The following is a 25630-nucleotide window of genomic DNA, read 5'->3' on the forward strand; positions in this document are numbered from 1 at the left end:
CGATGTAGACGATCAGTTCGACGAGCGATATCCCAGCCTCGTCTGGGCATACCCGGCGCGGGATCATGGCTCTGACACCAGCACGAGGGTGGGGATGGCGACGAGCGAGAGCCCCGTGGCGCTGAGCACTTCCACGGTCACGGCGACCGTAGCCGGGTAGAGCGCCGCGTCCGTCGGGCAGGCGCCGATGTCGACGGTCGCGCTCAACCCGGTTCCCGCGGGGTCGGAGATCGCGCCCTCGGCGGGGACGGCCTGCGCCGCGAGTTCGGAGCATCGGGATGGCCCCGTGCGATCGATGCCGAAACCGGCCTTGATGGGCGCGAGCTGTGCGCTGGCCAAGGCGGTCGCTGCGACGAGATTCCGGTTGACCACGCTCGTGCGGGCGGCGCCGATGGTGAGGGGCAGCACGGCGAGGGCGAGCACCATGAGCAGGAACATCGCGATGATGACCTCGACGAGGCTGAAGCCTTCTTCGTGGCGTGCCACGGTGATCACCTCCCGGCCGATCGTTCGCTGGAACGGTTATGGCGTGGGCAGGACGCAGCCCGGACCAGACTGCTGAGCGGCGGTCACACCGGTCTTCGTAGCCTCGACACAGAAGCCATCGAGCGTCCTGTCCGTGCCGACCCAAGCCACCGTGACGTCGTCCTTGCTCAAGTTGTCAAAGGTGAATCCGGTCAGCCCGTCCTGGGCGATTGCCGACGCCGCCTGAGTAGCGCCGTTCGCTGCCGCCGTCTTGAGGGCGTTCGTTTCCGCCTCCGACTGAAGGTTCAGGAAGATCGGGATGGCGACGGCGGCGAGGATCCCCAGGATCACGACGACGACGATGAGCTCGATGAGCGAGAAGCCGGCCTCACCGGACTCTTCACGGCGGGCCTTCTCGGCCTGGATGTAGTTACGCACGAAGGAACGCATTGCGGTTCTCTTTCTCTAAGGATGACAGAAGACATCCCTGATCAGACCGCGTTTTCGCCCAGTCGCCCAGTCATTTCAGGCTGGCGATCGAAACCATGCGAGTGCATGTTCCCAACCCCCGTCGACCATCATGAGAGAACTCTCATCTTGAGTCAAGCCAGATCGCTCAAGATGCGATCAGTGATTCCTCAGGAGCGTGAGCAGATCGCTCAGGATTGCGTCACGCGTCCAGCACTTCGATCCGGACAACCACGACGGATCCCTCGCCGATGGCCTCGGCATCCCGCACCGTCTTCTTCAGCGGCAGCACGTACGACCCGCTCCCCGAATCGGGAAAGATCGACGTCGCCCACTCGCACCCACCGATGCGGGCGCGCACCCGCACCGATCCGAACCCGCGGTAGGGCCGTGGGATCTCGCGGATCTCTTCGCTGAGCTCCGGCGGAACCGACGTGAAGAACCACGACGAGTCCTCGCGGGCACTCCACCGGAAGACATCCGACTCGAACTCGATCAGCACGCATCGAGCCTAGCCACGGCCGCCGACGACGACCGCAGAACCGTCACGTCACAGGTGCTCGCCGGGGGCGCCGCCGTACCGGTCGACGAGCCGTTGCAGGCAGTGCGACCACCCCTCGACGTGGCTCGCACGATCGTCGGCCGAGAGGAATCCGGAGTGCCGCACGACCACCCGCGTCGCACCGCCGGCCGCGCGGGCGAGCGTGAACTCGACGTCGGTCGAGTGCTCCTCGCCGGCCCATCGCCACGCGAGCCGCAGCGATTCGGGTGCGTCGTAGGTGAGCACCGCCGCCTCGATGGCAAGCCCGGCCGACTCGGACCGGACCTGCCATCGACCGAGCTCGAGCAGCTCCACGACCGCTGTGGTCTCGAAGTTCGGCGGCCAGATCCACGCCGCCAGCCTCTCGGACTCGGTCAGATCGGCCCAGACAGCATCAACGGATGCCGCCACCAGCGCTTCTTCGGTCAGTTCGAGCATGCCCAGACCTCCATCGGTTCAGCCGCCGTAACGCGGTGCCCACTCGTCGCTCTCGGGTTCCCAGCTGGCCCCGTTCTGTGCGCCCGCCGGCTCCTCGCGACGCCGCCAGGCGGCACCCTCCGGCCAGCTCACGGCGAACGTCGTCGCGACCTTGGCGATGCGGCGGGACAAACCGGACACCGTCTGCACCGGTCGGGCCGAGACCGGCATGCGCAGCTGCGGGTCATACCGCACGCCATCGGACTCCCGCAGGCGGATCGTGAGGTCGAGATCGTCGTGGATGCGCGCGTTCTCGCGGTCGACCTGCTCCCGCACCCGCTCCCAGATGCTCGTGCGCATGGCGAAGTTCGAGCCGAACACGAGGGGGATGCCCAGCCACTTCTTGATCCAGTAATGCCCGCCGCCGATGTACCAGCGCTCGCCCAAGTAGTTCTGCAGCGCAGAGCCGCCGTAGAACTCCGCACCGCCGGTCAGCACCCCCAGCGACGGATCGGCGACGAAGGCGCGCACCAGCCGGGCGATCCAGTCCGGATGCGGGCGCGAATCGGCGTCGAGCCGCGCGATGATGTCGGCCTCTGCCATCGCCTCGTCGTAGCCCCGAGCGGCGGCAGGCCAGATGCCGATGACGGGCTCGGCCACCACGACGGCGCCGTGGCGGCCCGCCACGGCGGCCGAGGCATCCGCGCTGCCGTTGTCGACCACGATGACCTGGTCGGCGGGGTGCGTCTGAGCGTCCAGCGCGGCGAGGCACTCCTCCAGAAAGTCAGCGTCATCGCGGCACGGAATCACAACGACGACGCGCGGGACGAGGGGCACAGCCACACGATACTCCCGCGCCACGCCCTCGGCGCGCGCCCTGCCGATGGCGTCGGGCCGCGCATGCGCGCGTCCGCTCACCGCGCCCCTCGGCTGCGCGCCTCGTGCGCCGCGATCGCCAGCTGCACGCGGTTGTCCAGTCCCAGCTTGGCCAACGCCGAGGAGATGTGCGCCTTGACGCTGCCGACTGAGAGGTACAGCCGCTCGCCGATCTCTGCGTTGGCCAAGCCGTCGGCCACGGCCATCGCCACGTCGCGTTCGCGATCGCTGAGGCCCTCGAGCGGGTCTTCGGTCATCGGCCGCTCGCCCCTGGCGACATGGTCGATCAGCTGGCGAAGCACGATAGGCGACACGCGCGACTCCCCCGCAGCGGCCGCGTGGATCGCGGCGATGATCTGGTCGGGCGGCGTGTGCTTGAGCAGGAACCCCGCCGCCCCGGCGCGCAGCGCGTCAAGCACGATCGGCTCCGCCCCGAAGGTCGTCAGCATCACCACGGCGGGCTGCTCGCGTACTGAACCGCACAGCTCCCGCAGCGCCGACACGCCATCGGTGCCCGGCATGCGCACGTCCAGCAGCACGACATCCGGCCGGTTGCGAACGACCGCGTCGACGAGCTCGCTGCCGTCCGCGGCCTCGCCCACGACCTGCACTCCCGGGTCACCGGCCAGCAGCATCCGCAGCCCCGCGATCACCAATGGATCGTCGTCGACCAGGAGCACACGCACGCTCATCGGCTGCCCACCGGCAGTTCCGCCACGACACGGAACTCACCCTGTTCCACCCCGGCGCGAAACCACCCGCCCTCGATCCGCACCCGCTCCTCGAGACCCACCAGCCCGTTGCCGTCTGGCGAGACATCCCATCTCGTGACGCCCGGCGGCACCGGATTCGCAGCGACGATCGTCAGCTGCGACCGATCCTGGCGCAGCCGCACCGTGACCGGCGCGGCGGGGGCGTGCTTTCGGGCATTGGTGAGGGCCTCCTGCACCACGCGGTACGCCGCGCGCTGAGTGGTCTCGCGCAGACGCTCGGGCCGGGCATCGCTGTCGAAGTCCACCTGCTGCCCGGCTGCGGCGGCGTCGTTCAGCAGCCGCTCGAGGTCGGTCAGCCGTGGCTGCGGCGCCGCGACGCCGAGCTCGTCGTCGCTGCGCAGCAGTCCCAGCAGCTCGCGCAGGTCCTCCACCGCGCCCTGAGCGTTGCTACGGATCACTCCGGCAGACTCGTGCAGCTCGCGAGGGTCCGGGGGATGCGGCGAGCTGGCCCGGTACTCCAAGGCTCCGGCGTGCATCGACAGCAGCGAGATGCGGTGCGCGAGCACGTCGTGCATCTCGCGCGCGATGCGCTCGCGTTCGTCGCGGCGCGTCGTGCTGAGGCGTTCCTCGTAGCGTTCGCGATCGCGGGCCGCGGATTCGCGCAGCCCGACGATCAGCTGACGCCGTGCTCGCCCGAGCAAGCCGATGCACAGGGTGAGGGCGTACATGAGAGGCACCACGATGAGCCACACCAGCCACGTCATCCCCGGCAGGGGCGCGACCGCATGGTACGGGAGCGCCGCGAGGACGTGGAGCGTCGTGACCAGCAGCGCCCACCGGATCGGTGCGAGCAGTCCCATCCGATACACGGCGACGAGCGCACCGACCATGGCGGTGATCGAGACGGCGCCCGGCACGATGAGCAGGACGCCGACCGTCAGCGGATACCTGCGCGTCCACCAGATGGAGGCAGACGCGAAGGCGCCCAGCGCGATGTCCCACGGCCACCACCACCCGAGGATCTGCGGATGCACGCCGGGACTGGCCATGACCCAGCCGACGAGAAGCGCGGTCCCGAACAGCGCGGCGTCGGTCGCCCACTCCCCGCGCGTGCGTCCCGCCGCGGGCGACAGCCGTTCGGCCACTCGCCGCCACGTCGCAGAGGCTGCCATGCCTCGATGATACGGACGACGGATGCCGCGGCATCCGTCCGCCTGAGGTCCCTGGCCGACCGACGCGGGGTTCTGGCCGATCGGCCGGTGCGCAGGGCGATCGGAAAGCGTGGAATGGGGGCATGACAGCACAGCACGACGACACACCGGCCCTGGAGATGCGGAGCCTGCGCCGCGAATTCGGCGACAAGGTCGCCGTCGACGACATCGACCTCACCGTGCCGGTAGGCTCGTTCTTCGGCGTGGTCGGACCCAATGGCGCCGGAAAGACGACGGCGCTCTCGATGGCCGTCGGGCTTCTCAGACCGACGTCGGGCAAGGCGTTCGTGCAGGGCCTGGACGTGTGGTCCGATCCGGTCGAGTCCAAGCGCCGCCTGGGAGTGCTGCCCGATGGGCTCGCCCTCCCTGAGCGGCTGACGGGCGGTGAGCTGCTGACGTACTGGGGACGTTTCCGCGGGATGGCGACAGAGACCGTCGCCGCACGCACGGCCGAGCTGCTGCGCATCCTCGAGCTGGAGGAGGCCGAGGGCCTCGGCACGCTGGTCGGCGAGTACTCCACGGGTATGCGCAAGAAGATCGGACTGGCCACCGCGCTGCTGCACACGCCCCGTGTGCTCGTGCTGGACGAGCCGTATGAGGCGGTCGATCCGGTGAGCGCGCGCGTGCTCACCCGGATCCTGCGGCGCTTCACCGAAACCGGTGGTTCGGTCATCATCTCGAGTCACGTGATGGCTCTGGTGGAGCAGCTGTGCGACCGAGTCGCGATCGTCGCCGAGGGCCGCGTCCTCGCGCAGGGCACTCTCGACGAGGTGCGAGCCGGGTCGAGCCTCGAGGACCGGTTCGTCGAGCTCGTCGGAGCTCCCGAGGTGAACGAGGAGGAGCTCGCATGGATCGGTGGCTGATCTCGCTCAAGTTCGCGATGCTGCGCAACTCCTCTGCGGGACTGCGCCGGGCCGGATGGGTGATCGGGGCGCTTCTGGTGGTGGCGACGTGGGCCGGTGCTGCGCTCGCAGCCGACTCGGGGGTGCGCCACGACTTCCTGACGCTCGTGCTGGCGATGTGGCTCATCGGCGGAATGTTCGGCCCCGTGCTGATGAGCGGCGCGGGCGTGCTGCGGGCCGACTACTTCGCGTTGCTCCCGCTGTCACGCGGACAGCTGGGCCGCGGGCTGCTGGCCACGGTGTTCGTCGGTGTCGCGGCGACGTATGTGCTGCTGGCGGTCCTCGCGGTCAGCTGGCACGCCGCGGTGCTGAGCCCCGTCACGATCGTCGTGGCGGTGGTCGGGTCGATCCTCACCTGGATCCTCGTGATCGCGTTGTCGCGGCTGGTCTACGGTGCGCTCGGCGCGGCGATGCGCACGCGGCTGGGTATCGAGATCGCCGGGGTTCAGTGGGGCATCCTCCTCGCGGCGATGTTCGCCGGCTGGATGATCGTCTCGGTCGCCTTCCAGTCCATCCCGCAGCTGCTGCAGGCGGGGCTTCCCGCAGGACCCATCACGGCTGTGCTCGATTCCCTGCCGACCTCTTGGACCGTACTCGCCGTGGAGGCCGCCGCGGCGGGCGATTGGGGCACCTCCGCCGCCTGGCTGGCAGCCCTCGTCGTGCTCGACGTCGTCTGTGTGGTGAGCACCGTCGCCCTGCTCGTTCCCCGGTCGCAGCGAGTCACCGCCCGGCGCGGTCGTCCGCGCTCGCGCGCACTGGTCGCCGGCGGCGGCATCCTTCCCGCGACGCCGACCGGCGCCGTCATCATGAAGGAACTCCGTCAGTGGCGGCGCGACCCGTGGCGTGCGCTCGAGGCGAGCACCGCGGTGTGGACGGGTGCCGTGATCGGCGTGTTCGCGTTGCTGGGCGGCTATACCGCGCCCGCCGGCGCCTTCGCCGGAGTGATCGTCGCCATCATGGTGGCGCTGTCAGGGTGCAACCTCTACGGGCAGGACGGCTCGGCGGTGTGGCAGAACGTCGTGGGTGAGAGCACGTGGTCGGTGCGGGCCGACGTCCGCGGCCGGCAGTGGGCGATGGCGCTCGTCTTCCTGCCGAGGGCGCTTCTCGTCTCGATCGTGTTCGTCCTGCTCGCCCAGGCATGGTGGGCGATTCCCTTCGTCATCGCAGCGCTCCCCGCGACGGTCGGCGCGGCAGCGGGCGCGGCGATCCTCACGTCCGCCGTCGGGGTCTCGCCGGGCGTCGATCCTCGCCGACGGGTCGGTCCGAACGACGCGAACGGCAACATCGCACTGCACATCTGGATTGCGCTGGCGGCGACGGCGATCGGCGTGGCGCCGACGATCGGCATGATCGTGTGGTCCGCCACTAGCGGTTCCACGCCGGTCATGATCGCGACCGCGATCGTCGGCGTGCTCAACGGCTTCGTCGCAGCGTGGCTTCTCGGCCGCGTCGCGATCGGCTACCTCTCGACCCGCATGGTCGACGTGTTCAGCCGCATCCGCTACGGCAGGATCTTCCGTGACACCGGCTCGGGACTGCTCGATCAGCTCGCCGCATCGACCCTGAAGGGCGAGCAGGTGGCGCTGGAGGCGAAGCAGAAGGAACGGGACAAGCGGCTGGAACGCGCACGCACCAGCGCCTGACGCCGCCTCACCACAGGGGGTGGATGGCCTCGCGCAGGCGCCGGTCATACACGTCGCGCACCACGGCGTCGAAGGCGCCGACATCGAAGCCGCCCTCGAGCAGTGCCGCGGCGTCGGCGTTGGACTGCGCCTGGCCCACGTTGCGCGCGCCGGGGATCACGCTCGTGACCCCCGGCTGCGCGGCGATCCAAGCGAGCGTGGCCGCCGGCAGGGTGACGCCGTCCGGCAGTGCGGCGGCGAGCTCGGCCGCGGCATCCAGTCCCGTCTCGTAGTCGACCCCTGAGAACGTCTCGCCCCGGTCGAACGCCTCGCCGTGGCGGTTGTAGGTGCGGTGGTCGTTGTCGGCGAACGTCGTGGTCGGTGTGTACCGTCCCGAGAGCAGTCCCGACGCGAGCGGCACGCGCGCGAAGACCGCCACACCGGCGGCGGCCGCGGCCGGCAGCACCTCGTCGAGCGGCTTGAGGCGGAACGGGTTGAAGATGATCTGCACGTTCGTCACGTGCGGACGCGCGATGGCGGCGAGCGCCTGCGCGCAGGTCTCGACCGAGACACCGTAGGCGGCGATCCCGCCGCTCGCGACGAGGGCGTCGAGGGCGTCGTACGTCGCGTCGTCCTCGATCACGGCGGTGGGCGGGCAGTGCAGCTGCACGAGGTCGAGGGTGTCGACGCCGAGGTTGCGACGCGATCGGTCGGTCCATGCGCGGAAGTTCTCGGGCGTGTAATTGCCGGGCTCCTGCGCGAGCCGCCGGCCCATCTTGGTGGCGACGGTGACGCCGTGGCCAGGTCTCTCCGCCAAGAAGCGCCCGATCAGCGTTTCGCTGCGCCCGTCGCCGTACACGTCGGCGGTGTCGAAGAGGGTCACGCCGCGGTCGACGGATGCCGTCAGCACTGCGGCGGCCTCGTCTTCGCTCACGGCACCCCAGTCAGCACCGAGCTGCCAGGTTCCGAGTCCGACCGCCGAGATCGATCGGCCGGTCCGTCCGAGAGAGCGCTGCTGCATGGGGGGATCCCTTCGTCTGAGGTGGGGCGCACCGGGTGGGCCCGGATGGGGTCGCACGCGTGCCCGCCAGGATCGCGCCGCTCAGGCGCACCGCCTACCGTATCGGTTGGGCAGCCTGCTCAGCGCTGCGTCCGTCTCACCCAGTGGAGGTATCGCGTGGCCGAGAAGCGGAGTCGGCGCGTCCGCCGCGACGTGAGGGCCTGGACCTCGGAGGTCGTCGCCCAGTCCCGCCTGCTGCTCGCCGCCAAAACCGCAGCCGCCGCTGTGCTCGCCTGGTACCTGGCGCCGCTCATTCCGTTCGCCGAGGACCAGTACTCGTACTACGCACCCCTGGGCGCGCTGGTCACGATGTCGCCGACGCTCGCCCGCTCGGCGCGGGTCGGAGTCGAGGCCCTCGTCGGGCTCGGCCTGGGCATCGTCTTGGGGCTGGCGGGTCTGCTGCTGGTCCATGCCGGTGCCCCGGGCGGCGTGGGGCTGGGGATCGTCATCGCGGCGGGGGTGCTCGCCGGGGGCATCCCGCGCCTGGGGGCCGGCGGCGATTGGGTGGCGCTCGCCGCACTCTTCGTGCTGCTCCTGGGAGGCAGCGACGCCGAGGACTTCTCGGTCTCGTATCTCGTCACGATGGCTTTCGGCGTGCTGGTCGGACTGGCCGTCAACCTGCTGATCTATCCCCCGCTGTACCTCCGGCGAGCGAGCGAGCGGCTGTCGGCGCTGCGCGGTGTGGTCACGACCAAGCTGGAAGAGCTGGCGGATGCGGTCGCTGCCGGCGAGCTGGACGTACAGCACCTCGAAGCCGCCCTCGATGAACTCGGCCGCACCATCGCCGCCGTCACCGCCGAGGTGCGCGAAGCCGAGGAGAGCGGGCGAGGCAACCCGCGCCGCCGCGGTGCGCGCCGCGCGATCGAGGACGAGAACGCGCGGCGGATGAACGCGCTGGAACGGACGGCGTTCCTGACCCGGGATCTGGTCGACTTGCTGCTGCGGATGCAGGAACAGCACAGCCCGGGTCTCGCGTCCCCCGTGCGCGAGACACTCGCCGTCGCGATCCGCCGCGCAGCCGGCATCATCGGCACACCGATCGGCGCCGATGAGGCCCCCGACCGCCTGGATGATGCGGCCGCGGCGGTCGATGCACTGCAGCACGCGATCGAGCAAGAGCGTCGCGGGCCGGTCTCGGCGGTTGCGGACGACGTGGCCGCGGCGGTGTGCCTGCGGCGCATCGTGGATGCGTCACGACCCTTCGTCTGAGGAGGCGCGAGGGTGGGGGCGGCGGTCAGGGGTTGACGATCACCGGAGTGCCGTGGGGCAGCGCGGCGAGCCGGGTGATGGCATCAGGGTCGACGCGGAGGCAGCCGTTCGAGATCGCTCCCGAGCGCTCGTCGTGGTAGTGGAAGGCCGTGACCGCGGCATCCGCTCCCCCGAAACCGTCCAGCGTCGGCGACTGCACCGACAGATACACGATCGGGTGGCCGCGCGTGTACCCGTATTCGGGAACGACGCGCGTGGTCATGATGTAAGCGCGGCCGAGCGGTGTCGGCGTCGCAGCCGTACCCCACGCGAAGTCGTCGGCGATCCGCTCGGCGACCCCGTCGCGCACGATGTCGATGGTGCGAGCCGAGATGCTGACGACCACGCTTTCCGGCGCCGGCGCCAACTCGACGTCCGAGACCCGCATCCATCCCGCGACCTGAGCCGCATTCCCCTGCGAGGGAACGGCTTGACGGCCGGTCAGCAGCACTTTGACCCAGTGCTCCTGCCGCTCCACGATCGGGACCGTGGTGCCGTCGTACGAGTACTCGCGCGGAAGGTAGGCCACCGGCTCGCCGAGTGGATCCGCCCACACCGGCGCGCCGACGCCGAGGGGAAGGGCGCGCTCGGCGGTGGCCGCGGCGAAGGGGGCGTCGTCGACGGGGAGCTGCGGGATCACGGCGAACACGTTCACCTGCGGCAGCGTCGACACATCGTACGGATTCGCGTTCTGAGGAAAGCCGGCGACAGTCGGCGTCGGCGTGACGGCGGGGGCGGGGGTGGGCGTCGTCGTGGCGGTCGAGCTCGGTGACGGCGTCGCCGCGGCGTCCTGCGCGGGCATGCCCCGCAGCACACCGACCACGATCGCGGCGATCACGAAGACCGCTGCGCCGGCCAGGGCCCACCAGAGCGCCCGCCGGCGTCCGCCACCCGCATCGCGCTCCGCGGGGACGCCGTTCGCAATCGATTCATCCCCCATGACTCCATGGTCGGTGTCGACGACGGATGCCGCAACCGCGCCAGCCCACGTGCGCAACATGTGCGGCCGCGCACTGCGAGTCCGGTTTCATCTCACCTCGGGTCTACGCTGGCGCTGTGGGCAGTGACGACGAGAGCATCCACGTCGTCGGAATCCTCGGCGCGGGCAGGGTGGGACTGGTCCTGGCGCGGCTGGCGGTGGATGCCGGGTACCGCGTTCTCCTCTCCGGTTCCGGCGACCCCGCGCGCATCGCCGCGCAGGTCGCGGCCCTGGGCCCGGCGGCCAGCCCCGTCGAAGCATCCGTCGCCGCACGTGGGGCGGACGTCGTCGTGCTCGCGCTTCCGCTGCCGCGGTACCGCGACCTTCCGGTCGAGGCGTTGCAGGGCACTCTCGTCATCGACGCGATGAACTATTGGTGGGAGGTCGATGGGCTGCGCGAGGACCTCGGCGATCTGCGCACCTCGACCAGCGAGATCGTGCAGCGATTCCTGACCGGCGCGCGAGTGGTGAAGGCGTTCAACCACATGGGATACCGGGATCTGCAGGACGAGGCCCGTCCGGCCGGGACTCCCGGACGCAAAGCCATCGCGATCGCCGGGGATGACGCCGCCGACCTCGCGGCCGTCGCCGCGCTGGTGGACGACTTCGGCTTCGATCCGGTGATCTCCGGGCAGCTCGCCGACGGCATCAAGCTCGAGCCGGGAGCGGAGGCGTTCGGCGCCGACGTCGACGCCGCAGAGCTTCGCGGGATGCTCGACCGATTCGCGACGTCGCAGCGCGGACGTGTGATCGCACGCGCCCGTGGGATCAGGACGGACGCAGCCGGATGAGCAGTCCGAGTGCGCTGTCGAGGACTGTCACCCCGATGATCGTCACGACGTAGACGACGAGGTCCCGGGCGTCGAAGACCGTGCCGAGCAGCAGCATCGCCGGTGCGAATTCCGAACCCCACGCCAATGGCAGCCCGGTGAGCTGGAACAGCTCGACGCCGATGCACCACACAGCCGCGATGCCACCGATCGCCGGCGGGGGCAGCCGCGCGGCGAGCACGACCACTGCGAGATAGGCCGCGGCCGCATAGAGCGCATCGGCAGCGATGTCGGTTGCCGCGGTGTCGGCGAGCAGACCGTGCACCGTGAGTCCTGCCACGATCACCGCGGCGAGCAGACCTGCCGCTGAAATGCGGCGGATGCGCACGGCACGATCTCGAGGGGATGCCGGTGGGATTTCGGTCGCATGTCCGGAGTCGTCGCTGCCGGGGTCGACGCCGTCCGGCCCCGCGCCGCCGGGCTCGGCGGTCATGCGATGACCCCCGCCGCCTTGGCGGGGGCCGCATAGGCGGTCGCCAGCGACGCGACCGTGTCGTGTGCGTTCAGCCCGCTCGGGTTGGGCACCACCCACAGCTCCGACTCCGCGAGCGTCTCGGTCTGCCGGCCGCCGACGGCGCGCGGGCGGGCAAACCCCTGGCGGTAGGCGGTGAGTCCGACGACGGCGACCACACGCGCGCGCCAGGCCGCGGCATCCCTCGTCAGTCGCTGCGCCCCTTCGCGAAGCTCGGTCAGTTCCAGTTCGTCGGCGCGTACGGTGGCGCGGTGCACCAAGTTGGAGATGCCGATGCCGGCATCCAGCAACATCAGTTGGTCAGCCTCGGGCATCCCATTCTCGTGGATCTGCGGCATCCGTGGGATGATCCCCGCCGCGACGAGCGCCGGGTAGAAACGGTTGCCGGGGTGGGCGAAGTGGACACCGGTGGCCGCCGTCCACAAGCCCGGATTTATGCCGACGAAGACGAGCCGGGGGCTCTCGGGTAGGAGATCGGGTACGGTGCGGCCGCGGAACGACTCGAGCTCGGCACGCGTGAAACCCATCGCCCCAGTGTCTCGCACGGGGGCGATGGACGCACCGTGTCGGTTCTCAGGGAGCTTGCGGCCCGCGCTCCTCCAGCGTGAAGTAGTTCGACGGTGACCCGTCGGCCCGCGTCGCCTGGTACGAGAAGCTCAGTCTGCGCTCGTCGAACGCGGCGAGCCATTCATCCCACGTGATCTCACGCAGGTCACTGGTCTCGGTGTCGACGCCGAAGTCGAAGTCGAACCGCAGCGCACCGACGCCACCGGGATTGTGCGGGTCGTCGACCGTCGCGGGGTTCGCGTGCCGGTCGTCTGCCCACTGCCGGATCTCGTCGTGGTCCGTGGTGACGTGGCGCTCAGCTTGTTCGTTGTGCTCATGCATGGTCGTCCTCCTCTCTCCACCACACTGCGACCGGTCGTCGTCGGCTTCCAGGGGCTTGCCCGACGACCTCGCGGGCGCTACATGCCAAGCGGTCAGCGCACAGTGGCAGGGACGTTCGCAGCACTGGTGAGAAGCACCGACTGTGCGCTGGTGGTCGAGCTCAGGTCACGTGTTGGGTTGTGTCGTGCTCATGATGATCTCCTTGTAGATGTCGATCGCTGTGCGGCTGCTGTTCGCGTCGCGCCGATCCGTGCGACGACCTTGCCGCGAGTGCTTGCTGATCCGAATGCTTCAAGCGCTGCGGGGATCTCGTCGAAGTCGACGGTCTTGCTGACGATCGGACGGATAGTCCCGTCGTCAACGAGCGCGGCGATGGACTTCAACTGATCGCCGTTTGCGCGCATGAGCAGGAACTCGTACGAGACGCCGAGCTTCTTGGCCGCACGGCGAACACTGCTACTGAGTGCGCGGGTTGCGAGCTCGAGTATCTTGCCTAGGCCTGCTGCCTTCGCGAACGCCGGTGTCGGTGGGCCGGAGATGCCGATGACGATGCCACCCGGGCGAACGACATGGAGCGACTTCATCACGCTCTTCACCCCGAGAGAGTCGAGAACGAGGTCGTAGCCGGAGAGTTCCTGCTCGAAGTCCCGGGTGCGGTAGTCAATGACGACATCGGCACCGAGGCTGCGTAGGAACTCTGCGTTTGATGCACTGGCCGTGGTTGCAACGGTCGCGCCGAGGTGCTTGGCGAGCTGGATGGCGATCGTCCCGACACCGCCGGCGCCGGCATGGATCAGTACTCGCTGACCTGGCCGCACCTTCCCCATCTCTACGAGCGCCTGCCAAGCCGTGAGAGCCACCAACGGAAGCCCCGCGGCAGCTTCGACGGATACTGAGCGCGGCGCAAGCGCAAGATCAGATTCCGCAACAACGACCCGCTCGGCGAAGGTGCCGATAGCGCCATCTCGGGGACGAGAGTAGACCACGTCGCCGACCGAGAAGGAGGTCACGCGAGGCCCAACCTCGACGACCGTCCCCGCGAGGTCGTGACCCAACACGAACGGTGCACGGTAGGGAAGGATCCGCCGGAACTCGCCCAGCCGAATCTTCTCGTCCAACTGGTTCAGTCCCGCGGCCGCAACCTCGACCAACACCTCCCCAGCGCCTGGTTGAGGCACGGGAGTGTCGATCACTTCGAGTGGCTGTTTGTAGTGCGAAACGGCGATTGCCTTCATGGTCTGACATCCTTCTGAGCAGGGGTCTAATTATGACTCCGTACAATTATGAGCCTGCTCAGTTTCTTTGTCAAGCGCAGCATCGTCAGTGGCATGGGCTCATGGGTGGGCGGCCCAAGCCGCGAGCTGCGCACGAGATTGCATGCCCAACCGAGCAATCGCGTGGGAGATGTGTCCCTCGACGGTCCGCGGAGACAGCGATAGACGGTCCGCGATCTCCCGCGATCCGAGGCCCTGGCCCAGGAACTTCGCAACCTCTTGTTCCCGCGCCGTCAGGCGTCGCCCCGCTTGCGGGCCTCGGGCGACGGCGTCCCTGTCGCCCGCCGCGTAGCGCAACGCCTGTTCGAAGGTCATCTCGGCCCCCTGGGCGAGCAGCTCCGCGAGGCGGTCGCGCCGCAGGTTATCCGCGAGGAGCTCTGCGCACTCCCGCGAGTGCCCCGCGAAGTGGGTCGAATGGGTGTCGGCTTCGATGCCCATCTGGGCCCATGTCGCCCGAGCAGCGCCCAGGAGCCGCGCGGAGCGCTCCCAGTCCCGTCCCGAGGCTGCGATCCAGGCGAGGACATCGAGCTTGAGAGCGTGGCCCAGTCGGTCGAAGGGCAGGCGGGGGTCGAGCGACTCTCGCGCGGCCGCGAGCGCGGCACCGAGATCCCCCTGCTTCCAATGGAGGTACGCACGCACCCAGGCGAACTGGGAGCTGCCGTAGAAGTCGCCCCGGGCGCGGCAGAAGCTTGCCGCCCGTCGAGCGACCCTATCGAACCGGCCGCGATCGCCCGTCTCCGCGAGGGCCCGCAGGAGAATGAGCGAGCCGAACACGACGCCGTCGACGGAACTCGTCGCGACGAAGTGATCGGCAGCCGGCGCGAAGAGGCCGATGGCGAGATCCACCTCTCCCGCCCAGAGGGCATCGACCCCGCGCAGGAGCTGGACGCGCGCCGCACGCTCAGCACTGTAAGGCCATCCGTCGACAGCTTCGAGTCGGTCGAGAAGTTGGCGAGCCTCGTCGAGCGACCCTTCGAGCAGGAGCAGCCAGGCGAGGACCCAGGCGGCCTCCGCCGCGTCGGCATCCAGACCCTCGACGAGCGCGAGGCCACGGCTGAGCCAGTACCGCCCCTCGCGGAGGCGTCCGGCGATCCCCCAGTGGTGCCGGAGACTGGTCGCGATCGCGAGGCCGCCGGCGGTTTCGCCCGGAGTCGAGAAGCTCCAGTGCATCGCCTGATGCAGATTGAGTCGATCCGCCTCGATGACCGCGACGGCGTGCGGTTGCTGCGGGCCGAACCACTCCTCTCGCGCGCTCTCGGCGAGCGCGGCGAAGTGATCTCGGTGACGCCGACGGATCTCGTCCTCCCGGCCGGACGCGGTCAACCGTTCGGAGCCGTACAGGCGGAGCAGGCCCGGCAGCCGAAACCGCACGGCATCGCCGACGGGAATCGCGATCAGCACCGATTTCGCCACGAGCGCGTCGATGACTTCCCACACGCCGTCGGCGGAAAGCCCCTCGGTGCCGCACACGGCACGAGCGGCACGGAGGTCGAAGCCCTGAATATCGAATGCCGACGCACTCGCCCACACCTCACGCTCCAGGTCGTCGCAACTGCTCCACGACCATTCGGCGAGCGTGCGGAGCGAGCGATGGCGCTCGGGCAGGAGGTCGTCTCTGACGGCGAGCGCGTCCAGGGCGACCGTGATGTCCTCGAGCAGCTCCGTGAGCGACATTGTCCGCAGACGCGACGCCGCGAGCTCGAGCGCGAGCGGCAGCCCGTCGAGCTGACGGCAGATGGACGCCACGGACCGGGCGTTCTCGCCGGTGACGTCGAAGTCGGGTCTCACCGCGCGGACACGGTCGACGAAGAAGCGCACGGCGTCGTGCGCGATCGCGTCGCGAGGATGCTCGACCCGATCGGGCTCCGGCGCAGACAGCCCCGGGACGGTGACCACGCGCTCGTGGACGCTGCCGATGGCGCGGCGGGTCGTGAGGAGGATGCGCGGCCCGTCCACCGCCGACAGCAGACGAGCCAGTGACCCGATCACCTCGTCGTGTCTCCCCTCGGCGTTGTCGAGCACGAGCAGAGTCCTACCGCCGGCGAGCAGTGCGACGAGCCGCCGACGCGGATCGTCGCGCGAGCGGTCCCCCGGCGCGATGACGCTCAGCAGACCGTCCTCGAGGAGTGGGCCGGGGGTCTGCGCGGAGAGATCCGCGAAGACCACGCCGTCGGGGAAGCTGTCGACCACCGAATGCGCGACCTCGAAGGCCACGCGAGACTTGCCGACGCCTCCGACGCCGACCAAGGTCACCAGCGGCGAGTCGCGCAGGGCGTGCACCGTCTCGCGGATGAGACCTCGCCTGCCCACCAGGCGCGAGGAGACGATCGGAATCTGGCCCCGGATGGCGCCCTCGCGTGCCGCAACGCTGCGCATATAGGCAGAGTACGACCCGTCACCGGCCCAAGTCGCGTAAATCTGCGCGGCTGCCGCGATCGTCACCGATGCATAGTCGAAATGTCGATCGGCCGGTCGGCGCGTACCCGATGCTCAATGGAGAGTGACATGACATTTACCGCTGTCTCCGCCCCGACCGCCCACCTCGACGGGCTCGACGCCGTCCAGGTCGGCCACCTGCGTCACATCCGGAACCTCCTCACCCAGCTCCCGGGCGACTGGTCGCACATGGGCGGACGCGGACCCGCCCAGGACGACTTCGGCGGGTTGCGCTATCAGCTCGCGTACATGACCTATGCGCTCGCCGTCGCACATCGGAACAGGCTGCCCGCGGCGCCCGGGGTATTCAAGCCCCTCTTCGAACACGCGATCGAGAAACTCCTGTCCTCCGACGTCTGGGCGTACTGGCGGGACACCTCGAGGGGAGGCGCTCCCTGGAACGCGCATCTCTCGGATGGCTACGAAGAGACCTGGAACCCGGTCCTCCGGGACAACATCATGTACAGCGCGTACGTCCAGTCGATCGCGCTGACGTACCACTACCTGTTCCAGGACGATCGGTACGCGCAGCCGGGTGCTCTCACTTTCACCCAGTACACGCCGTTCTGGGGAGGCGAGGGCCACTCGTTCGCCTACGACGAGAACAGTCTCAACGACCACATCTACTGGCTCATGGCGCAGTCGGGCTACTTGGGGGTCGCGTGCGAACCGAACTGCATCTTCCAGATGTGCAACCAGCCGCCGATCCTGGGCTTTCGGATGAAGGATCTCATCGAAGGCACGTCCGTCGCCGAGCAGGTGACGAGGGACTACGAGGCCGCGTGGCAGCGGTTCGGAAGGCTGGATCCCGACGGGCACTTCTACTCCTTCGTCTTGGTAGACGCCGACATCCCCATCCCGAACGGCGATGGCGCCGCGGGGGGAGACGCCGGGGTCGGGGCCCTGATGAGCATGTGGAACCGCGACGTCGTGGCCGAGCGATACCGCGATCAGCTGGCCACCTATCTGGTCGAGGGTCCGGACGACACGCTGTCCGTGAAGTTCGCGGGCCTGTCGAGCCTGTTCCCGCCGGGGGTCACGCCGATCCCGATCGACAACGCGGACTTCGGCTGGACGACGGCGTGGGCGGCCGAGATGGGCGACGCCGAGACGCTCGAGCGCCTGTTCCGCCACGTCGATCGCTACATGAACCCGACGATCCGCGACGGCGGTCGGTACTACCCCCGCAACGACACCGCGACCGACGGGGACGGGAACCGCACCGAGGTCTCGCCGCTCGAGGGCAACGCGCTCTACTCTTGGGCCCGTCTCACCGTCCCGAGCGGCCTGTGGACCCTCTACAACGTGCCCCTCGAGCCCGAGCATTTCCGCAATCCGGCGATCATCGGGGTGGGATCGGATGTGGACGTCTCGCTCGCGTACGTGGCCCCGGAGACACGCGATCTCCACATCGAGGTCACCCGACGTGATGATGTCCGCGGCGACGGCACGGTCGACCTCGCCCGGATCGACGTCCGCTCGTGGAGTGTCATCGAGGCCGGAGTGGAGCTCGCGTCGAGCTCCACTCCGCAGAGCGACGCTGCCACGTTCGAGGTCGTGGATGGAACTCTGCGTGTCACCCTTCACGACCACCGGTCGCACCGCTGGATCGTTCGTGAGGGGGTTTCGCGATGACCGCTGGAACGCTCGCGGGGGGCTTCACCGTCGATTTCGAACTCACTGATCATCACGGTAGGCAGGTGCGACGCGCGTCTTACGGTGAACGCTACCTCCTCGTGTATTTCGGTTTCACGAATTGCGCCGAGGTCTGCCCGCGGTCGCTGGAGCGACTCACGCACGTGCTGGATGAGCTCGGCGAAGAACGTCGAAGCCTCGTACCCATCCTCATCACGGTGGACCCGGACCGGGACTCGCCGGATGCATTGCGCGAGTATCTCGAGGCCCATTACCCCCGATTCACAGGGCTCACCGGAACTCGCGCGCAGCTGGACGCCGCCCGCGTATCGTTCCGCGCATTCGCCCGGAGGCGCGAGCCGGACTCCGTGGCCGCAGGTTATGCAGTGGCGCACTCCGCCTTCGCGTATCTCGTTGCGCCGAGCGGGAAGGTCGTCGCGCATTTCGGCGATTCGGCTTCTGTTGAGGCGATCACCGCGGAGGTGCGCGGTGCGCTCGGCGGCGACCACACTCGCATTCAGACCCGCGCGGCGCAACGGACGGACCATGTCGACTGCTGCCACTGAGGCGGACGCGACTCGCTCGGGGGCATCGGCAGCGCGCAGCGGAATCCGCCTGATCGCCGTGATCGGTCTGGCGGCCGTGGTGCTCCACGCAGCGGCAGCAATGGCGATGCTCCCTGATGCGGTGATGGCTGGCGTGATGGCGTTGATGGCGGGGATCTGCCTGCCGTGCAGCGTCCACGCGCTGCGGGCACCCTCGATCGGTGCCCTGCGGTGGATAGTGGCGTTTTCCGCGGGGGCAGCACTGCTGCACGCGGGCGTCCTCCTGGGCCCGTGGCAGGGTCTCGCTGCTCACGAACACGCCGTCGAGATCGGGCTCTCCGATCAGGGAGGTGCGGGCGCGAGTCCCGTCGCGCTGGATCATGCAACGCTCATGTTCGCCGTGATCGCCTCAGACATCACGATCGCGCTCATTGCTGCCGTGCTTCTCAATACGCTGCGGCGGCGTTCCACGCCTCGTGGCAACTCCTGGACCTAGCGGTGCGGGCCTCGACCTTCAGTCCACGAAGCCCCGCATAGGCCCTCGGACATGAACGACGAAGCCCAGGCGAGAACCAGGCTTTCACCTCGGCTTTTCTGTCGTGAGAAGCCTGTCACTCCGGGTAAGCCGGTTGCCTGCTTGGAGTCTTCTCGACGCGTCGCGTGGGCTGACCGCCCTCTGGCAGAATCCTTGGCGTCGGACAGCGCATATCCGCGCCTCCCTAGTCGCCAGGCTCGACGAGCACGACGCGCAACGCGAGACGGCATACAGCGTCGTTCGCGACGGAGTCGCCACTGCCACCCGCTGAGAGCGGACGAGTCGGCGTCAACGACGGCCTGAGCACTTCCCGTTGGCCAGCAGTCGTGGATCCGACGGCTCTGGTGCACGGGCAGAAGCATCTGAAGCGCCTGGCTCGACGGTACGGATGCTCCCTCGGACGCAGTGTCGGCACCTCACACCACTGATGCTGCTATCTGCTCTATTGGGCGGTCGAGCCAGCAGTGCCAAGGCTCTTCGCTGCTGCTCGTTGTAGGTCTCAGCCGCCACTGCTCCTTTGGAATGGGTCCATCCTCGTTCCCAAACTCAGGCGACTCCACCGAACCCAGGGCGATTCACTGTCCAGAACAAGCGCCCCTGGGTGCGGGTGCTCGTGCCACGTTGTGTGTCATGCCGTCCCGCGGAGGATCGGCTCGGCGCCCTGGGGATCAGGGCGAGATGGGAAGGTTCAGATGCGCCACCAGACCTCCTCCCGGTTTGAGTTCAAGAGTGAGTCGTCCGTCGTGGGCGGTGGCGATCGCGGCAACGATCGCGAGTCCGAGCCCATGGCCCGCACCGCGGGTGAGGGCGCGTCCGTTGGCGCGTGCGAAGGGCTCGGTGAGCTGGTCGATGGCCTCTTCGGTGAGGACAGGTCCGGTGTTGACGACGGTGAGTCGCAGTGTCTGCGCGGTCGAGGCAGTGTGGACGGTGATGCGCCCGCCGGGGTGGTTGTGGCGGGTGGCGTTGCGTAGCAGGTTCGAGAATGCTTGGCGGAGCAGCGTCGGGTTTCCGAGCGCCCAGGCGTCGATGCTTCCGATCTCCAGGGTGACCTGGTTCGCCGTCATCTCCGCGGCCAGTTCCGCTGTGGTCTCGTTGATGAGGGTGGCCACGTCGACCCGTTCCGGGGCGGGGTGCACGCTCGTCACGTGGGCGAGGTCGAGTAGAGCGTCGACGGTGTCGATGTTGTTCTGATTGACGTCGCGGATGCGTTCGGTCAGTGCCCGGAGTTCGCTGGCGTCGGCGTCGGGGTCTGCGAAGGTGACATCGATCATGGTCTTGATCGTGGTCAGCGGGCTGCGCAGCTCGTGGGAGGCGTTCGCGGCGAAGCGTTGCTGGGCGTCGAACGAGTGCTGGAGCGAGGCCAGCATGCGATCGAACGTCTCGGACAGGTCGCGGATTTCATCGCGTGGACCGTCCATGGTGAGCCGATGATCGAGTTCGCCCGTGGCGGCACGGTTGGCTGCCGTGTTGATCGCAGCCAGTGGCTTGACAATGCGTCCGGCCATGATCCATCCGAGGATGCCGCCGAGGATGATGAGGACGCCGAGAGCGGCCAAAGAGGCGATCAGCAGGTTGTCGAGGACGTCGTCGACGCTGCGGATCTCTAACGGGTGCGCGGGCTGAATGTCGCCGTCGCCGGTGGGGAGCGGGGTGGTGTCAGGGTCGAGCTCGACGGCGGGGTCGATTCTCACTTGCAGGTCGTAGGTGGGGACGTACCGCATGTAGAGATAGACGAGGGTGATGAGGACGGCGCCGCAGGCGGCGACGAGCGCGGCGTAGCTGAGGCTCAGGCGGGCCCGGATCGTAAGCACCCGTCTCCGCAATCCGGTGCGGTCCGCGGTGGTCATTCGGCGGCGCCGAACCGGTAGCCGGCCCCGGGCACGGTCTGGATGGTCCAGGGCTGGCCGAGGCGTTTGCGAAGGTTGGAGACGGTGACCCGCACGGTGTTGCTGAACGGGTCGGCGTTGGCGTCCCAGGCTTGTTCCAGCAACTCCTGTGGGCCGAGGACGCCGCCATCGGCCTTCATGAGGGTGTGCAGCACGGCAAACTCTTTCGGGCTGAGCCGGATGAGCCGGTCGCGTCGGTAGACCTCGCGGCGGAACGGGTCCAGACGGATGCCGCCTTGTTCGAGCACGGGCGGGTTGGCGGGCTGGGTGCGGCGTTCGAGGGCGCGGAGCCGCGCGATGAGCTCGGGGAACTCGAACGGTTTGCCCAGGTAGTCGTCGGCGCCGAGCTCGAACCCGCTGACGCGTTCGTCGAGGGTGCGGGCGGCGGTGAGCATCAGGATACGAACTTCTGGATGCTCACGGGCCATGGTCCGGCATACGTCGTCGCCGTGAACGCCGGGCAAGTCGCGGTCGAGGAGCACGATGTCGTAGCTGGTGTCGGCGACGGCGAGCAGCGCGGCGGTGCCCTCGTGGACGACGTCGACGGCGATCGTCTCGCGGCGCAGGCCGACGCGGATGGCGTCGGCGAGGTAGGCGTCGTCCTCCGCGATTAGCACTCGCATCGCACGTCCTTCCGGCCTCGGTGTTGGCTTTCAGCGAACCACACGGCCTGTTGCGAGGGCATAAAGGAATTCCTGAATCCCCTGAGAACAGGCGTCTTGCTCAACTGGAATCACCTACCGCGGAGAGCCCGTGGCACGGTGCACCAAGGGAGTCTTCGATGACACATACACGCCGTTCGCTCAAGGTCGTGACCACGTTGGTCGCGCTCGTGTTCGCGGGTGTCGCGTTCACGGGATGCAGCAACTCGCCTGGCACCGAAGGAAGCAATGATCAGTCGAGAACGGGCGACAGCGAGCAGACGCCGTCGTTCTCGACGGACGAGGAGTTCCAGCTCGCGTTCGCCGAGTGTATGCGCGAGCAGGGTATCGACATGCCTGACCCTGGTAGCGATGGCGCCCATATCGAAGCCGGCTCGGGCGACGGGTTCACCGAAGCCGCCGAGGTGTGTCTGGATGAGCTGGGTGCACCACCCTCGGGTTCGGGAGGAGCTCGCCCCTCCGACGAGCAGCACGAGATCTTCCTGGAGATGGCTCAGTGCTTCCGCGACAACGGTCTCGACGTCCCGGACCCGGCTCCGGGTGAGTCGCTGACCGTGCCGATGGACGCTCCTCAGGAACTGTTCGAGGAGTGCGCAACTGCCGGGGCGAATCAGTGACCGCCGCACACCAGCATCCCGAATCGGCCACGGACCAAGCAGTGGACCCGTCCGGAGAACGGCCGGCGCGGAAGCGACCACGCCGACGTCTGATAATCGGGCTCCTTACGGCAGCCGTCTTGGTGGCGGTGGGCGCCTTGGCCGTCTCGACCGGCGTCCTGGCCACCGCAGATCAAGAGACACCGCGCCCACAGATCGCCACCGAGCCGGTGGTGCGCGGTGATCTGGAAGAGACCACCAGCGCCTCCGGCACGCTGCGATACGCCGGTTCCCGAACCGTCCAGGCCGGCCTGTCCGGGACAGTGACGGAACTGCCCGCACCGGGCGCCGTCGTGGCGCCAGGGGGACGCCTCTACACGATCGACGACACACCGGTGTTCCTGCTTCCGGGTGGCCTCCCGGCGTGGCGGGAGTTCGCCAGCGGCATGGACGAGGGCGCGGACGTAAAACAACTCGAGCAGGCATTGAGCGACCTCGGGTTCTTCACCGATGAACCCGACGAGGAGTTCCGGTGGGCCACCGTCGAGGCGATCATGGACTGGCAGGAGTCAGCCGGCCTTGAGCGCACCGGGACACTCCCGTTCGGGTCGATCGTGTTCACTGCCGGGGATCTACGCATCGGAACGATGACCGCGAACGTCGGCGATCAGGTCGCCGTGGGAGCGGAACTGTTCCCTGTGTCGGACACCACGCAGGTGGTCGAGGTGAACCTGAACCTGTCCGACCAGCAACTGGCCGTCCTGGACACCAGCGTCGTGGTGCGACTGCCCGGGGGCGGGGAGACCAGCGGGAAGATCGTCTCGGTCGGCACACCTACGGAGACCGACGGGGCGACGGGACAGGCCGTCACCGTGATCCCGGTCGTAATCGCGCTGGACGACCCCGAAAGCGCGGCGGCGTTCCAGGAGGCGTCCGTCACCGTCGACATCCCCAGTCAACGCCGTGACGACGTGCTGTCGACCCCCGTCGGGGCATTGCTCGCTCTCACACCCGACCAGTTCGGCGTCGAGGTCATGGATCCCGACCGCACCACCCGTCAGGTTCCCGTCGAGACCGGCCTATTCGCCGGAGGGCGCGTGGAGATCTCCGGAGAAGGCATCACCGAAGGAACAGAAGTGGTGGTCCCGGAGCGATGACGCCCGTGATTTCCCTCGACAACGTCCAGCGCTCCTACGGTCACCCACCGGTAGTCGCCTGTGCGGGGGTGTCGTTACAGATCTACCCGGGCGAGTTCGTCGCGATCGTCGGCCCCAGCGGTTCGGGCAAATCGACCCTGCTGAACCTCATCGGCACCCTTGACCGACCCACCGGCGGCACCGCACACATCGACGGGTTGAACATCGCCGACCTCGATGACCGTTCCCTGTCGGCGTTGCGTGCCTATCGGATCGGGTTCGTGTTCCAGCAGTTCCACCTCGCCGAGGGCGTCTCCACGGTCGACAACGTCGCCGACGGCCTCCTCTACGCAGGCGAACCACTCAACCAGCGTCGCCGTCAGGCAGTGTCAGCGCTGAAGCGGATCGGGCTCGGCCACCGGCTGCACCACCGTCCCAACCAGCTCTCCGGAGGAGAACGCCAGCGCGTCGCGATTGCCCGCGCCGTCGTCGGGAACCCGCCCCTCCTTCTCGCCGACGAACCCACCGGAAACCTCGACAGCGCCGCAGGCGCCGCCATTGTCGACCTGCTGCACGAACTGAACGCGCAAGGAACCACCGTGGTCGTCATCACCCACGACAACGACCTCGCCGCCCGCCTGCCCCGCCGGATCGCCATCCGCGACGGAAGGATTGTCCGCGACTCGGCACAGGAGATCAACGCATGACCGCCACCCACACCCCAGCGACAGCCTCGAGCGAGGCTGTTCGAACCGCGAATCGCCGCTCGCGGCTTTTGCTCCGCGACGTCCTGCGCTTGGGCACGACCGGGCTGCGTGCCCGACCCACCCGCGCCATCCTCTCCGCCCTCGGGATCGCCATCGGCATCGCGGCGATGATCGCCGTCGTCGGGATCTCCGCTTCCAGCCAAGCTCGACTCAACGAACAGCTCTCACGACTGGGCACAAACCTGCTTACCGCGACCGCCGGCACAAGCATCACCGGCGAACAGACCACCCTCTCCTCTGACGCACTCGGAAAAGTGTCCCTGATCGACGGGGTGGAATCCGCCAGCAGCACCGCCACACTCCCGACGAGCGTGTACCGCACCTCGCTGTCCGACCCTGCCGCCAGCGGTGGGATCGCCACCATGGTTGCCGACCACGACCTGCTGACGGTCACCTCGACAACCGTCCAAACCGGAACCTGGCTCAACGACGCCACCGCAGCGTTCCCGACCGTAGTCCTCGGCAACACCGCCGCCACCCGCCTGGGCATCGTCACCCCAGGCACACAGGTCTGGCTCGGCGGGCGGTACTTTACCGTCATCGGCATCCTCGCCCCCTCCGCCCTCGCCCACGAGCTCAACACCGCAGCACTCATCGGCCTAGACATCGCCGAAGACCTGTTCGGCTACGACGGATCACCCACCACGATCTACGAACGGTCCACAGACGACGCGGTAGGACAGGTCCGGTCGCTCCTCGCGCCCACGATCTCCCCACAATCACCGGGCGATGTCGAGGTCTCACGACCATCGGACGCGCTGGCCGCGCGGACCGCCGCCAACGACGCCTTCACTGGGCTGCTCCTCGGCCTCGGCTCGGTCGCGCTGCTCGTCGGAGGAATCGGCGTGGCCAACACCATGATCATCTCCGTCCTCGAACGCCGCCGCGAAATCGGCCTACGCCGAGCACTCGGCGCGACACGCCACCACATCCTGATCCAGTTCCTCGCCGAAGCACTCCTGCTCTCCGCCCTCGGAGGCGTTCTCGGAAGCGCCCTCGGCATCGCGGCCACCTGGACAATGGGACTCATCAACGGATGGCCCTTCGCGCTGCCACCAGAAGCGATCGCCATCGCCGTCGGAGCCACTCTCGTCATCGGGGCAATCGCCGGGCTCTACCCCGCCATCCGCGCCGCACGAACCCCACCCACCGCAGCGCTCAGCTCCTAACTCGGCTCGCGGATCGGTCGCATCTTCACTCACCGACTTCCCCTGACAGATTGCCGCACGGGAACTGCGGTCTGGAAGATGCCGGTCTCACACCCGGCACCCGATCGCGGCCGGATGGTCGATGCACATGCCAACCGCGGTCGAGACGCTGCAACCCGAGCGGATCGTCATCGAAGAGCGTACGGTGCTCGGCCTCGTGTCCCGGCGCACCGCCAGTCGACGCCCGAGACGACGTTCGCGCTGATCGAGGAGTACTTGGACGCTGGGGACTTCGGAGGCTGCGGCGCTGCTGGCGAT

The 25630-nt window shown here is 68.5% G+C and carries 27 protein-coding genes; 11 read left to right on the top strand and 16 right to left on the bottom strand.

Features of this window, described 5'->3' with window-relative positions:
- Window positions 1-63 precede the first annotated feature (63 nt).
- From K0817_RS11455 to K0817_RS11485, 7 genes are all read right to left on the bottom strand, one after another.
- Window positions 64-486, bottom strand: a complete 423-nt coding sequence (locus tag K0817_RS11455; protein ID WP_219981541.1) for a prepilin-type N-terminal cleavage/methylation domain-containing protein — start codon at window positions 484-486, stop codon at window positions 64-66.
- A 36-nt stretch (window positions 487-522) separates the two neighbouring features.
- Window positions 523-915, bottom strand: coding sequence for a type II secretion system protein (locus K0817_RS18540; protein WP_219981542.1), 393 nt, complete (start codon window positions 913-915; stop codon window positions 523-525).
- Window positions 916-1135: 220 nt separating this feature from the next.
- Entirely contained in the window at window positions 1136-1435 is a 300-nt protein-coding gene (locus tag K0817_RS11465; RefSeq protein ID WP_219981543.1) for a DUF1905 domain-containing protein, read from the bottom strand.
- Between the two features lie 48 nt (window positions 1436-1483).
- Window positions 1484-1912, bottom strand: a complete 429-nt coding sequence (locus K0817_RS11470; RefSeq protein WP_219981544.1) for an SRPBCC domain-containing protein — start codon at window positions 1910-1912, stop codon at window positions 1484-1486.
- Window positions 1913-1930: 18 nt separating this feature from the next.
- Entirely contained in the window at window positions 1931-2728 is a 798-nt protein-coding gene (locus K0817_RS11475; RefSeq protein WP_219981545.1) for a glycosyltransferase family A protein, read from the bottom strand.
- Window positions 2729-2805: 77 nt separating this feature from the next.
- Window positions 2806-3459, bottom strand: coding sequence for a response regulator transcription factor (locus K0817_RS11480; RefSeq protein WP_219981546.1), 654 nt, complete (start codon window positions 3457-3459; stop codon window positions 2806-2808).
- On the bottom strand, window positions 3456-4652 hold the full coding sequence (locus K0817_RS11485) for a sensor histidine kinase (RefSeq protein ID WP_219981547.1): 1197 nt from the start codon (window positions 4650-4652) through the stop codon (window positions 3456-3458). The genes K0817_RS11480 and K0817_RS11485 overlap by 4 nt, the downstream gene beginning before the upstream one ends.
- 122 nt (window positions 4653-4774) lie before the next feature.
- Here K0817_RS11485 and K0817_RS11490 point away from each other — a divergent pair, with 122 nt between their 5' ends.
- Both K0817_RS11490 and K0817_RS11495 read left to right on the top strand, forming a co-directional pair.
- Window positions 4775-5554: an ABC transporter ATP-binding protein gene (locus K0817_RS11490; RefSeq protein WP_219981548.1), complete on the top strand. Its 780-nt coding sequence runs from the start codon at window positions 4775-4777 to the stop codon at window positions 5552-5554.
- Complete coding sequence (locus K0817_RS11495) at window positions 5539-7236, top strand: hypothetical protein (protein WP_219981549.1); 1698 nt, start codon at window positions 5539-5541, stop codon at window positions 7234-7236. The genes K0817_RS11490 and K0817_RS11495 overlap by 16 nt, the downstream gene beginning before the upstream one ends.
- A 7-nt stretch (window positions 7237-7243) precedes the next feature.
- Here K0817_RS11495 and K0817_RS11500 read toward each other — a convergent pair whose 3' ends face one another.
- Window positions 7244-8236, bottom strand: coding sequence for an aldo/keto reductase (locus tag K0817_RS11500; RefSeq protein WP_219981550.1), 993 nt, complete (start codon window positions 8234-8236; stop codon window positions 7244-7246).
- A gap of 156 nt (window positions 8237-8392) precedes the next feature.
- Between K0817_RS11500 and K0817_RS11505 the strand changes: the two genes are divergently transcribed.
- A complete protein-coding gene (locus K0817_RS11505) occupies window positions 8393-9484 on the top strand; it encodes an FUSC family protein (RefSeq protein ID WP_219981551.1) in 1092 nt (363 codons plus the stop codon).
- 25 nt (window positions 9485-9509) lie between these two features.
- Here the strand turns inward: K0817_RS11505 and K0817_RS11510 are convergent, their stop codons facing one another.
- The gene (locus K0817_RS11510; RefSeq protein WP_219981552.1) at window positions 9510-10463 is read right to left on the bottom strand and encodes a L,D-transpeptidase; all 954 of its coding nucleotides are present in this window, start codon (window positions 10461-10463) and stop codon (window positions 9510-9512) included.
- Window positions 10464-10579: 116 nt separating this feature from the next.
- Here K0817_RS11510 and K0817_RS11515 point away from each other — a divergent pair, with 116 nt between their 5' ends.
- Window positions 10580-11293, top strand: a complete 714-nt coding sequence (locus K0817_RS11515; RefSeq protein ID WP_253735324.1) for an NAD(P)-binding domain-containing protein — start codon at window positions 10580-10582, stop codon at window positions 11291-11293.
- Here K0817_RS11515 and K0817_RS11520 read toward each other — a convergent pair.
- The 5 genes from K0817_RS11520 to K0817_RS11540 form a co-directional block, all read right to left on the bottom strand.
- Window positions 11271-11765, bottom strand: a complete 495-nt coding sequence (locus K0817_RS11520; protein ID WP_253735325.1) for a DUF2809 domain-containing protein — start codon at window positions 11763-11765, stop codon at window positions 11271-11273. The two genes, K0817_RS11515 and K0817_RS11520, sit on opposite strands and share 23 nt — an antisense overlap.
- Entirely contained in the window at window positions 11762-12331 is a 570-nt protein-coding gene (locus K0817_RS11525; RefSeq protein WP_219981554.1) for a mismatch-specific DNA-glycosylase, read from the bottom strand. The genes K0817_RS11520 and K0817_RS11525 overlap by 4 nt, the downstream gene beginning before the upstream one ends.
- Window positions 12332-12377: 46 nt before the next feature.
- Complete coding sequence (locus tag K0817_RS11530; protein WP_219981555.1) at window positions 12378-12692, bottom strand: hypothetical protein; 315 nt, start codon at window positions 12690-12692, stop codon at window positions 12378-12380.
- Between the two features lie 188 nt (window positions 12693-12880).
- A complete protein-coding gene (locus K0817_RS11535; protein ID WP_219981556.1) occupies window positions 12881-13927 on the bottom strand; it encodes an NADP-dependent oxidoreductase in 1047 nt (348 codons plus the stop codon).
- 99 nt (window positions 13928-14026) lie between these two features.
- Entirely contained in the window at window positions 14027-16342 is a 2316-nt protein-coding gene (locus tag K0817_RS11540; protein WP_219981557.1) for a LuxR C-terminal-related transcriptional regulator, read from the bottom strand.
- Window positions 16343-16471: 129 nt separating this feature from the next.
- Between K0817_RS11540 and K0817_RS11545 the strand changes: the two genes are divergently transcribed.
- Genes K0817_RS11545 through K0817_RS11555 form a run of 3 tightly spaced genes read left to right on the top strand, consistent with a single transcriptional unit; the run spans window position 16472 to window position 19078 of the window.
- Window positions 16472-18037 (top strand): hypothetical protein, encoded by a 1566-nt coding sequence (locus K0817_RS11545; protein ID WP_219981558.1) that lies wholly within the window; start codon window positions 16472-16474, stop codon window positions 18035-18037.
- Complete coding sequence (locus K0817_RS11550; RefSeq protein WP_219981559.1) at window positions 18034-18603, top strand: SCO family protein; 570 nt, start codon at window positions 18034-18036, stop codon at window positions 18601-18603. Before K0817_RS11545 ends, K0817_RS11550 begins: the two co-directional genes overlap by 4 nt.
- On the top strand, window positions 18584-19078 hold the full coding sequence (locus K0817_RS11555; protein WP_219981560.1) for a hypothetical protein: 495 nt from the start codon (window positions 18584-18586) through the stop codon (window positions 19076-19078). The genes K0817_RS11550 and K0817_RS11555 overlap by 20 nt, the downstream gene beginning before the upstream one ends.
- 707 nt (window positions 19079-19785) lie before the next feature.
- Here the strand turns inward: K0817_RS11555 and K0817_RS11560 are convergent.
- Together K0817_RS11560 and K0817_RS11565 are read right to left on the bottom strand one after the other, a co-directional pair.
- A complete protein-coding gene (locus K0817_RS11560) occupies window positions 19786-20928 on the bottom strand; it encodes a HAMP domain-containing sensor histidine kinase (protein WP_253735326.1) in 1143 nt (380 codons plus the stop codon).
- A gap of 32 nt (window positions 20929-20960) precedes the next feature.
- Window positions 20961-21626, bottom strand: a complete 666-nt coding sequence (locus K0817_RS11565; protein ID WP_219981562.1) for a response regulator transcription factor — start codon at window positions 21624-21626, stop codon at window positions 20961-20963.
- A gap of 158 nt (window positions 21627-21784) precedes the next feature.
- On the opposite strand from K0817_RS11565, the gene K0817_RS11570 reads away from it, so the two are divergent.
- From K0817_RS11570 to K0817_RS11585, 4 genes are all read left to right on the top strand, one after another.
- Entirely contained in the window at window positions 21785-22282 is a 498-nt protein-coding gene (locus K0817_RS11570; protein ID WP_253735327.1) for a hypothetical protein, read from the top strand.
- A 137-nt stretch (window positions 22283-22419) separates the two neighbouring features.
- The gene (locus K0817_RS11575; protein ID WP_219981564.1) at window positions 22420-23418 is read left to right on the top strand and encodes an efflux RND transporter periplasmic adaptor subunit; all 999 of its coding nucleotides are present in this window, start codon (window positions 22420-22422) and stop codon (window positions 23416-23418) included.
- The gene (locus tag K0817_RS11580; RefSeq protein WP_219981565.1) at window positions 23415-24104 is read left to right on the top strand and encodes an ABC transporter ATP-binding protein; all 690 of its coding nucleotides are present in this window, start codon (window positions 23415-23417) and stop codon (window positions 24102-24104) included. The genes K0817_RS11575 and K0817_RS11580 overlap by 4 nt, the downstream gene beginning before the upstream one ends.
- A complete protein-coding gene (locus tag K0817_RS11585; protein ID WP_219981566.1) occupies window positions 24101-25333 on the top strand; it encodes an ABC transporter permease in 1233 nt (410 codons plus the stop codon). Before K0817_RS11580 ends, K0817_RS11585 begins: the two co-directional genes overlap by 4 nt.
- Window positions 25334-25630: the final 297 nt, after the last annotated feature.

It is taken from the genome of Microbacterium sp. HD4P20, assembly GCF_019449275.2.
GTDB lineage: Bacteria > Actinomycetota > Actinomycetes > Actinomycetales > Microbacteriaceae > Microbacterium.